The organism is Mycobacterium sp. TH-M25, from assembly GCF_057473665.1.
Window position 1 is genome coordinate 1 of sequence record NZ_JBYCLA010000114.1, and the last position, 8,851, is coordinate 8,851.

Annotated in this window: 7 protein-coding genes and 1 tRNA gene; 6 read left to right on the forward strand and 2 right to left on the reverse strand. The window is 63.0% G+C overall.

From position 1 onward, the window contains the following. Window positions 1-183: 183 nt before the first annotated feature. Window positions 184-369: a hypothetical protein gene (locus AC2VOU_RS03945; protein WP_486956174.1), complete on the forward strand. Its 186-nt coding sequence runs from the start codon at window positions 184-186 to the stop codon at window positions 367-369. Window positions 370-458: 89 nt separating this feature from the next. Here the strand turns inward: AC2VOU_RS03945 and AC2VOU_RS03950 are convergent. Beyond that, a tRNA-Phe gene (locus AC2VOU_RS03950) sits at window positions 459-523 on the reverse strand. 174 nt (window positions 524-697) lie between these two features. Here AC2VOU_RS03950 and AC2VOU_RS03955 point away from each other — a divergent pair. Further along, window positions 698-2,224: a rolling circle replication-associated protein gene (locus AC2VOU_RS03955; protein ID WP_486956175.1), complete on the forward strand. Its 1,527-nt coding sequence runs from the start codon at window positions 698-700 to the stop codon at window positions 2,222-2,224. Between the two features lie 24 nt (window positions 2,225-2,248). Here AC2VOU_RS03955 and AC2VOU_RS03960 read toward each other — a convergent pair whose 3' ends face one another. After that, entirely contained in the window at window positions 2,249-4,009 is a 1,761-nt protein-coding gene (locus tag AC2VOU_RS03960; RefSeq protein ID WP_486956176.1) for a hypothetical protein, read from the reverse strand. A 407-nt stretch (window positions 4,010-4,416) separates the two neighbouring features. Here AC2VOU_RS03960 and AC2VOU_RS03965 point away from each other — a divergent pair, with 407 nt between their 5' ends. From AC2VOU_RS03965 to AC2VOU_RS03980, 4 genes are all read left to right on the forward strand, one after another. Further along, window positions 4,417-5,262 (forward strand): hypothetical protein, encoded by an 846-nt coding sequence (locus AC2VOU_RS03965; protein ID WP_486956177.1) that lies wholly within the window; start codon window positions 4,417-4,419, stop codon window positions 5,260-5,262. A gap of 99 nt (window positions 5,263-5,361) precedes the next feature. Then, window positions 5,362-6,519, forward strand: coding sequence for an ImmA/IrrE family metallo-endopeptidase (locus tag AC2VOU_RS03970; protein ID WP_486956178.1), 1,158 nt, complete (start codon window positions 5,362-5,364; stop codon window positions 6,517-6,519). Beyond that, window positions 6,519-7,013, forward strand: coding sequence for a DUF4411 family protein (locus AC2VOU_RS03975; protein ID WP_486956179.1), 495 nt, complete (start codon window positions 6,519-6,521; stop codon window positions 7,011-7,013). Before AC2VOU_RS03970 ends, AC2VOU_RS03975 begins: the two co-directional genes overlap by 1 nt. A 187-nt stretch (window positions 7,014-7,200) precedes the next feature. Then, window positions 7,201-8,851: type I restriction-modification system subunit M (locus AC2VOU_RS03980; protein ID WP_486956180.1), on the forward strand; the 1,651-nt coding region annotated here is incomplete at its 3' end.

Genomic DNA, 8,851 nt, shown 5'->3' on the forward strand with positions numbered 1-8,851 from the left:
GGTTCATCACCGAGAGCTCAGCGGAGTTCGCGGATGCCGACGCCGACGAGGTCGCCGCCTTGCTCGCCAAGGCGAAACGCAAGCGTTGACCTGCCGAAGGGGTCTGAAAAACTTGTCCCTGTGTATCGCGCTGCCCTCAGCTCGCCGCCAACACCGTCTCCGCGCATCCGCACGCAGGAGTGCGTGCCTTGCGCGAGATGTCGAATCGCCGGACCAACCCCCAACCCGCCACAGACCCTGGAACAGATCCTCGACCTGCTGGTGACACGGCACAAGATGGGCGAGGTCGCCGAGATCCTGCAGCCGCTGCTGGCGGAGATGCGCAGCGACCTGGCTGACCAGCAGGGCAGGCCCCGGAGCCCTCGTTGAACGCGCAGGAGGAAATGTAGCGACGGAAACTTGCACGTTGGATTGGGCGGATCGCTCGGTATGGCGCGATCGCATCGCCACCGACCCTGTGGCCAGGGGCGGGATCGAACCGCCGACCTTCCGCTTTTCAGGCGGGCAGGATAGCCACTGACCTGCGGTTTATCTGCGTCTGTGCGTCGTATGCGCCGCATTGAGCTGCGCTGACGTATTCAGTCTGTCCGACGAACGGACATAGACCGGACACGGTGCCCGCACTCCCGACCAGGAGCTTCGGCGTCGCCGCTTGCGTTGTGGGCGGCGTCGGGGCCTCCGGGGAGCAGACACCCCGATGCCCAGCATCGCATCATCAGCCACCGCCTCGACACCGTCGACGAACGGCGCGACATCGGCATCCGAACAGCCGCCCTTTGAGCCCGGCTCAGCCGGGGCCTCGGTTGACGGGAGGTCGCGAGCGCCCGAGGCCGCCAGGCCGCAGGGCGGGAGAGCGGCAGCGGTCGGCCGGACGTCGACCGAGGCACCCAGCCTCGACCCGGCGTTCGCCGGCGGGCTTGTTATATGTGCCGAAAATGTCCGCGACGCAGTTGACGACGGGCTCGCGACCGGCGAGCTGCGGGCGATCGACGCATTGGAACTGCGGTTCCCCAGCCCCGAGATGGTCACCGCGGCTGCAACATTGTTCGAGCCAGCGACACCGTGGGCCTGCGGTCCTGAGCGTAGAGGTACCGAACCCGAATCCGGACGGTTCCGCATCTCCATCGGCCCCGGTGTCGTGCGGCTCGGATGGAGCAATCCTGTCCGGGCCGAGAAAACAGCAGAACGGGCCGTCGGTCATCACCAACGTGACGTTGACGACGCGAAGCTACAAGTGAGGAACGATCTCGCCTTCGCAGCCGGGAACGATGATCAGGCCGTCGTGTCTTCGACACGACGGAGCAATTCGGCGGCCGACCAGCGCGGCGCTGGCGCTGTCATCACAGAGTGGTCCCGCAAATCACGGTCGACAATGTGCCGCACCTTCGCCGAACTCGACTACAGCCCGCTGGTGGAATCCGGTCGGGTTCCCGCCATGGTCACGCTCACCTACCCCGGAGACTGGGAAACCGTCGCCCCCAACGGGGCCAGCGTCAAACGCCATATGATGCTGTGGCGCAAACGCTTCCAACGCGAATACGGTGAACCGGCCCGCTACATCTGGAAACTGGAGTTCCAGCGGCGCGGCGCACCCCACATCCACCTGTGGATGACGCCGCCGATATCACCAGGCCGTTCGGGTCGCGGCTTCGCGCAGTGGTTGTCCGAGACGTGGGCTGAGGTTGTCGACCATCCCGACCCAGTGCAGAAGGCTCGGCACCGGCTGGCCGGCACCGCCATCGACGTGCGCGATGGACTGAAGGCCTGCGACCCCAAGCGGCTGGCCATCTACTTCACCAAGCACTCATCACCAAACCTGCACGGCGACAAAGAATATCAGCACATAGTGCCCGAACCGTGGCAGCAACCCGGACGCGGCCCTGGCCGATTCTGGGGCGTCTACGGCCTCAAGAAAGCCGTCACTGTCGTCGAGGTTGCTCAGGACGCGTACGTGGCGGCCCGGCGGATCGTGCGGCGGTGGTCACGGAGCCAAGCGGTTTATGGCGATTCGACCAGTCGCTTCCCCACCGCTGTAGTGCCACGCACGGCCTCCCGCCTGGTTCCGCGCGTCGACCGCCAAACCGATGTGGTGAAACACCGGCGAGTGCGACGACGACGAGCGCTCTGCAATCAAGGTGGACTGGCCGGCGGGTATGCGCTGGTCAACGACGGGCCAGCGTTCGCATTGCAACTCTCAGTGGCGCTGTCGATTGTCCGTGCGTGACCACCAATCCGACCGCACCAATGCCTAAATTGCGTCGAGCAACTTCATCACCTTGCGACTGTTACCCAAGATGTGCCTGCTAAGCGGCAGCGGGAAGCCGCGGCGGTGCAAAAAGATCTGCAGGGAAGAAACGCCTTGCGATATCACTGCATGACGCCACCCTGCGAGCAGCTTCATGATGTTCCGGTCGTCGCCGGCACCTTGCGGCAAGCTCAACGCGAAATCGGCCATTCCTTCGAGCAGTTGAACGTCCGAGACGGTGATCAGCCCTGGCGGGTACACATGCGGTTGCAGGTGTCCAAAGAGTTTGCGGCCTCGTTCGATGATGTCGAAGTTTGTGATGATTCCGGTAGGTACGCCGGTGTCAGGTAAGACAACGAGCGGAACGAAATTCGTGTCGCCGTCGACTACCTCGCCATCCCAGCCACCGTGTTTCTTCGCCAGGTCGATCGTCGACAGCAGCTGCTTGAACTTGCCTTCAACGTAGATCTTGTCGATGTCGGCGGCGTACTCGTCGAAGGTCGCCAGCCCCTGCGCGGCGTCAGCTTTCACGGCGTGATTTGTAGCGTCGATGACGGCGCAGTGACCTTCACCTAGCAGCATCCAGTCACACACGGAAGGTGTCTCGTCCTTCTTTTCCTTCCACGCGACCTGCATATCCGACTCATCGACGATCTTCTGTATTCCCTTGCCCTTCTTGGCAGTCCGGTGGAGGATGCCGCCGACAAAGACCTCGAACGCATCGTTCATAGCGCTTTTAAAGCGGTTCCCGAGACCGCTCGACTGACTGCCGAGGGCATACCACGCTTCGTGGTACAGCGTCTGTCCGCAGAGACGCTCCATCGCCCATTGGTGACGGATCATGATGACTGTGTCCGCGTCGAGGGCAATAAACGGGTACTGCGTGAAGGTGAACCGCTGGTGCGCGATGTCGCCCGCTTCGCGGTCCGCCGCCAGCGCCTTCCTGTACCCCTCTAGCGTCAGAGCCATGTGCTTGATCAGATAATCGATCGCCGCGTCGGATACCCCGTCGGAGACCAGCTCGTCGCGGGTGAATCTGACCTGGTGGTCGCCGCTGCTGCGCTTGACGATGCGGTGGCCGAGACGTAGCAGGCCAAGGAGCTCGACGCCGGTGCCGATCTTGAATGCTTCGGCGGGTGTTGCACCAAGGCCGGTCGCCTTAGACGTCTCAGCCCACGGCGCAAACCACAGGTCGTGGGTGTTCGACAGCACCATCTCGTACTTCGAAGGCATGTTGTAGAGGTTCGACGCGACCTCGTCGGGGATGAGCTTCTTCGCGTATTCGAGCATCTCCTCCAAACCCATGTTCGGTATCTCGCGCTCCAACGTGGCGATCTCGTCCGGTGTCGGTACATCGCCAGCGAACTCGGGACTACTGTTCTGCTCGGAAGTGATCGACAACAGAACATGCACCAGCGTGTTGCGATCGATCGACTCAGCCGTCTCGTCCACCGACGCGTATTCGATGATCTCCCGCTGCAACTGTGCGGTCGCTCGGGGTGAGATCAGTAGGTCGTGGTGTTCCGTCACTCGCTTGCGTGCCCGCCTGCACGCCTCGCCCTTTCCCTCACCGAGGAATTCGGCCTCGACGAGGTCCGGGCGCTGAGTCGTGGTGAATGCGACGTCCCAACGTCCCTGAAGCCGGGCGACGGTTTCGAGTGCTTCGAAAAGGTCAGCACCGGAAAGCAACTCGCGCCGTTGCAGGTCCGTTAGTGGTTTCAGACCCAGGCGCCCGCAGACAATCAACTGCGGCATCGACTTCATGAACTGCATCATTTGAGTGATCGCTTCGTCGGGTGTGCTCGGCTGTTTCCACCTCGGGGCTGCCCCGAAAGGTCCGCCCTGCGGCTGCAGCCCGAAGAGACCTCGAATCGGTCGCGCGGCTGCCCGCTCGCCCTTCTCCGCGCGCTCCCTACGAAGTCGAGCACCTTTACCCATCGGTGGACATTCCTCTCATCGAGCAGCACGTCTATCGACGCCAAGATCGCTTCGTCCGCAATCTTCAAAGGGTAAAAGCTAGGTCCGACAAGCAACCACGACGTCGCGCGTCGGCGCACCTGCACTTCGTGTTCTCAGTGCTCGTTGAGCAAGCGCTCGGAGCCGCGTAGCCCGAGTGCGCTCCACCGCTTACAACGACGGAGATGTCAGTGGAAAGCAGTACCGTCGCGACCATGATCCAGGACGACTTCTTCGCCGTCGGCACAGAGCCGGACGGGTGGGGCTCGCCGACCACCGAGCTGCGCGCCGACCTGTTGGGCCAACTGCGGCTCGGACCGGTGGCTGGCGTCGATGACCTAGACGTCGCGATCGCGCTGACGGGTCTCGTCTGGGACGAGCTGAAGGCGTGCGGGACGGACGGCGCCACCCGCCTCGACGAGGAACAGATCGCGCTGACGCAACGCGCCTTAAAGGCAACGCTGCAACGTGTCGGCATCGAGCTTGACTTCCCATGGCGGAACTTCGGGAGTTTCAAGACCCATTGGGTCAAGAATGACTGCGCCTATTCCTGGCAGGCCCGCCGCGTCCTGCTGGAGGAGTTCTTCGGCCCGGTGCAACAGCAGCTCGACAAGCTTGAAGAGGCCCAGTTTCGCGCGGTGAACGCAGAGGCAGTGTCGCCGCACGCGAAGACTGGGTGGTCAAAGGTAGACGTCGAGCTGACGGAGCTGCGTCGCCGCTTCCGCAGCGCTGCCACGACTCAGGACTACCGGGACGTGGGAAACCGTTCGGTTGCCGTGCTGCAGGCCATCAGCCGCACGGTGTACGACCCCGCGCTTCACGTGCGCGACGGGGAAACCGAACTCTCGCCCGACAAGACGAAACTCCGCATTAGCCGCTACGTCGAGGACTCCCTGACGGGGAAGGACAACGAAGCGATCCGAGGCGTCGTGGTCAAGACGATCGAGCTGGCGCATAGCGTGAAGCACTCCACAGAACCCTCGCGGCGGGAGGCCGGGATCTCGGCAGACTCGGTGATCGTGCTGGCGAACATCCTCCGCCGGGTGGACCAAGACTTCTGAGTCGGCCGTATCGGTTGAATCTCATCGGCGGGGTCGATATGCCCCGGTACGCCGGCTGCGGCACACTGACACCGTGCACGGAAGGAGGTGGCGGGCACCGTGGTAGTACGTATCAGTGTCGCCCCCAGCCTCCTGGAGTGGGCCGTCGAGCGTGCTGGCTGGGACGACGAGACCACCCAACGCCGCGCCCCGAAGCTCGACGAGTGGATGAGCGGTGAGCGTCAGCCGACCCTCAAGCAGTTGGAGAGCTTCGCGCAGGCGACCCATACCCCGTTCGGCTTGCTGTTCCTACCTGAACCGCCGAACGAGCCTATGCCCATCCCCGACATGCGTACGGTCGGCAACGCCAGGGTGCCCCGCCCTTCCGTCGACCTGCTGGACACGATCTACATCTGTCAGACCCGACAGGAGTGGTACCGCGACTACGCCCTTGACCACGGCGCCCCTCAGTTGGAGTTCGTAGGCTCCGCAACCACCGACACGCCAGTCGCCGACGCAGCGCGGGCGATCCGCGAGGCCATCGACTTTGACCTGACCGAACGTGCCGTGTTCACCAACTCCGACGATGCGCTACGGCAACTGATCGACCGCATCGAAGCCATCGGTGTGCTCGTGATGGTGAACGGCATCGTCGGCGGTGACACGCACCGTGCCTTGGACCCGGAGGAGTTCCGCGGTTTCGCACTTTCCGATCCGATCGCTCCGCTGGTCTTCGCCAACGGTGCCGACACCAAGGCGGCGCAGATCTTCACCTTGATTCACGAACTCGGCCATGTCTGGCTCGGCGGCAGCGCCCTATCCGACGCCGCGATGATGGTGCGCGAGGGCGTGTCCGACGAGTTGTGGTGCAACCATGTCGCCGCAGAGGTCTTGGTCCCGCTGGCCGCACTCCGCCGCGACTATCAGGGCGAGCCCACACCCCAGGAGCTGGCCCGCCTGGCGCGCCGGTACCGCGTGAGCACTTTGGTGATCCTCAAGCGCCTATTCGATGCACGCTTCCTCGAATGGGACGACTACCGGGAGCGGTACGAGGCGGAGAGGGATGCAGTCATCGAGTTGGCGAAACGTCGCCGCGGGGAGAACTCCGGCGGGAACTACTACAACACCCAGCCGCTACGCCTGAGCCGCCAGTTCGCCCGCGCGGTTGTCACCAGCACCTACCAGGGCGATACAAGCTTCCGGGATGCCTTCAACCTGCTCGGGACCAAGAAGCATGAGACCTTCGCCCGCCTCGCTGACGAGATCGGGGTCGGTTGATGTACCTGGTTGATGCGAACGTCCTCATCGACGCGAAGAATCGCTACTACGCCTTCGACATCGCACCCGGGTTCTGGGAGTGGCTTGAAAATGCCCACGCCGCCGGCGAGGTGGGCAGCATTGAGGCCGTCCGCAAGGAGTTGGTTGACGGCAACGATGAACTGGCGGAGTGGGCGAAGACGAACGGTTCCTTCTTCCAGCCGATCGATCAGGACACGACGGCACATTTTCCAGCGCTCACCGCGTGGGCGGTATCTCGCCCGTTCACCCCAGCTGCACTCGCGGCGTTCACTGGCAACCAGGCCGACTATCAACTGGTGGCCCATGCTCGTGGCCACAATCACGTCCTGGTGACCCACGAACTCCCGGAACCGAACTCGCGTAAGCGGGTGAAGATCCCCGATGCCTGCACCGCGATCGGTGCCACGTACATGGACCCGTTCGAGATGATGCGGCGCACCGGAGCGAAACTGGTATTAGACATAGACATCTGACCTGGCGGTTGTCACCGCCCAGCGACTCGCCTCGCCGTAGTCACCGCTGCGCGACATGCAGCAGTGGAATCTCTTCGAATACCCCAACCTCGATGTAACGTTTCCGATACATTCTGACGGGTGACCGGGACCGATCGAGGGCAACACATTGGCTGACGCAGCGAACAATACGACGACCGCACGGATCGTGTGGGACACGGCCGACAAGTACCTCCGACACATAGTCGACGAGGAGGACTACGGCGACTACATCCTCCCGTTCACGGTGCTCCGCCGGCTGGAGTGCATGCTCGCGGACACCAAGCAGGAGGTGACTGCGTTCGTTGCCTCACTTGCCGGGATGCCGCCACATCTGATCGACATCGCGGTGAAGGACAAGTTCGGGCTGAGCTTCTACAACGTCTCACCGCTCGACCTCGCGACGATTGCGTCGGTCGACGACAACGTGGCCAAATCCCTGCAGAGCTACATCGACGGTTTCTCGAACAACATCGCCGACATCTGGACCTCTTTCGAGTTCAACCGCCGCGCGAAGGTTCTCGCCGACGCCAACCGCCTCCTGTCAGTGGTGAAGCACTTCTCGAAGCTCGACCTGTCACCAGGACAACTCGAGAACACCGCCATGGGCGACGTCTTCGAGGACGTGATGTACCGGGCCTTCAACAAGAAGGGCAAGGCCGCGGGTAACTTCTACACCCCGCGCGATGCGATCAAGCTCATGGTGGACATCCTGATCACCAACGATGACGACGGCCTTGCGGGTGAGAGTGCCTTGCGTTCAATTTACGACCCCACAGCCGGATCCGGCGGCATGCTGCTCGTCGCGCAGGATGCGCTCAAGCGGATGAACGGAAAGATCGACGTCACGCTCTACGGGCAGGAACTCATGCCGTCGGCGTTCGCCCTCGGCAAAGCCGACCTGCTGAACCAGGGCGGCCGACCGGACGCTATCAAGCAGGGCAACACCCTCATCGAGGATCTGTACGCGGATCAGACCTTCGACTACGTGCTCTCCAATCCTCCGTTCGGTAACGACTGGGAGGCGGACGAGAAGGCGGTCAAGGAACAGGCAAAAGTTCACGGTTCGCGATTCAGCCACGGGCTGCCGAGTACCAGTGACGGTCAGATGCTGTTCCTCGCTCATTGCGCTTCCAAGCTCAGCCCGGCGGCGAAGAACGGTCAGGGCGGCCGAGCAGCCGTCGTCTCGAACCAATCGCCGTTGTTCAACAGCGACAACGGGCCGAACTCGATCCGCCAGTGGCTCCTCGAGGAGGACCTGATCGACGCAATCGTCGCACTGCCCACGAACATGTTCTACGGCACCGGTATCGCGACGTACGTCTGGATCCTCGACACGAATAAGGACCCTGAGCGCAAGGGCAAGATCCAGCTGATCGACGGATCGGGTCAGTGGGATACCCTGCGGAAACCCATGGGTGACAAGCGCCGCGAGATGGGGAAGAACCATCGGAAAACGCTGATGGAGGCGTACAAGGCGTTCAATCAGGCCGACCCTGCGATCTCTCGCGTGATGACTCCCGAGGACTTCATGTTCCGCGACGTTCCCGTGTACAAGCAGGCGCGTTTCGCCACGCGCTTCAACGACGAACTTGTTGAGCCACTGCGAAGCCGCCGCGACTTCACCGAGGGTCACGCCGCGATCCTGCGCTCCCTCGACGGCACCCCCTGGAACGACCTCCCGAAGGCGTTCCCGGAGGCCGCGAAATCGACCGGATTGAAAGCCCCGGTCGGTTTGGTCGATGCCGTGATGAAGGCGATGGCTGCGGAGGATGACTCTGCACCCCTCGCAGTCGATCGGAAGGGCAAACCCGTGATCG

What these genes read in the sequence shown, in the direction of transcription:
- AC2VOU_RS03975 (WP_486956179.1), top strand. Translation starts at nt 6,519, where the DNA reads ATGTACCTGGTTGATGCGAACGTCCTCATCGACGCGAAGAATCGCTAC.
- AC2VOU_RS03955 (WP_486956175.1), top strand. Translation starts at nt 698, where the DNA reads ATGCCCAGCATCGCATCATCAGCCACCGCCTCGACACCGTCGACGAAC.
- AC2VOU_RS03965 (WP_486956177.1), top strand. Translation starts at nt 4,417, where the DNA reads ATGATCCAGGACGACTTCTTCGCCGTCGGCACAGAGCCGGACGGGTGG.
- AC2VOU_RS03960 (WP_486956176.1), bottom strand. Translation starts at nt 4,009, where the DNA reads ATGAAGTCGATGCCGCAGTTGATTGTCTGCGGGCGCCTGGGTCTGAAA.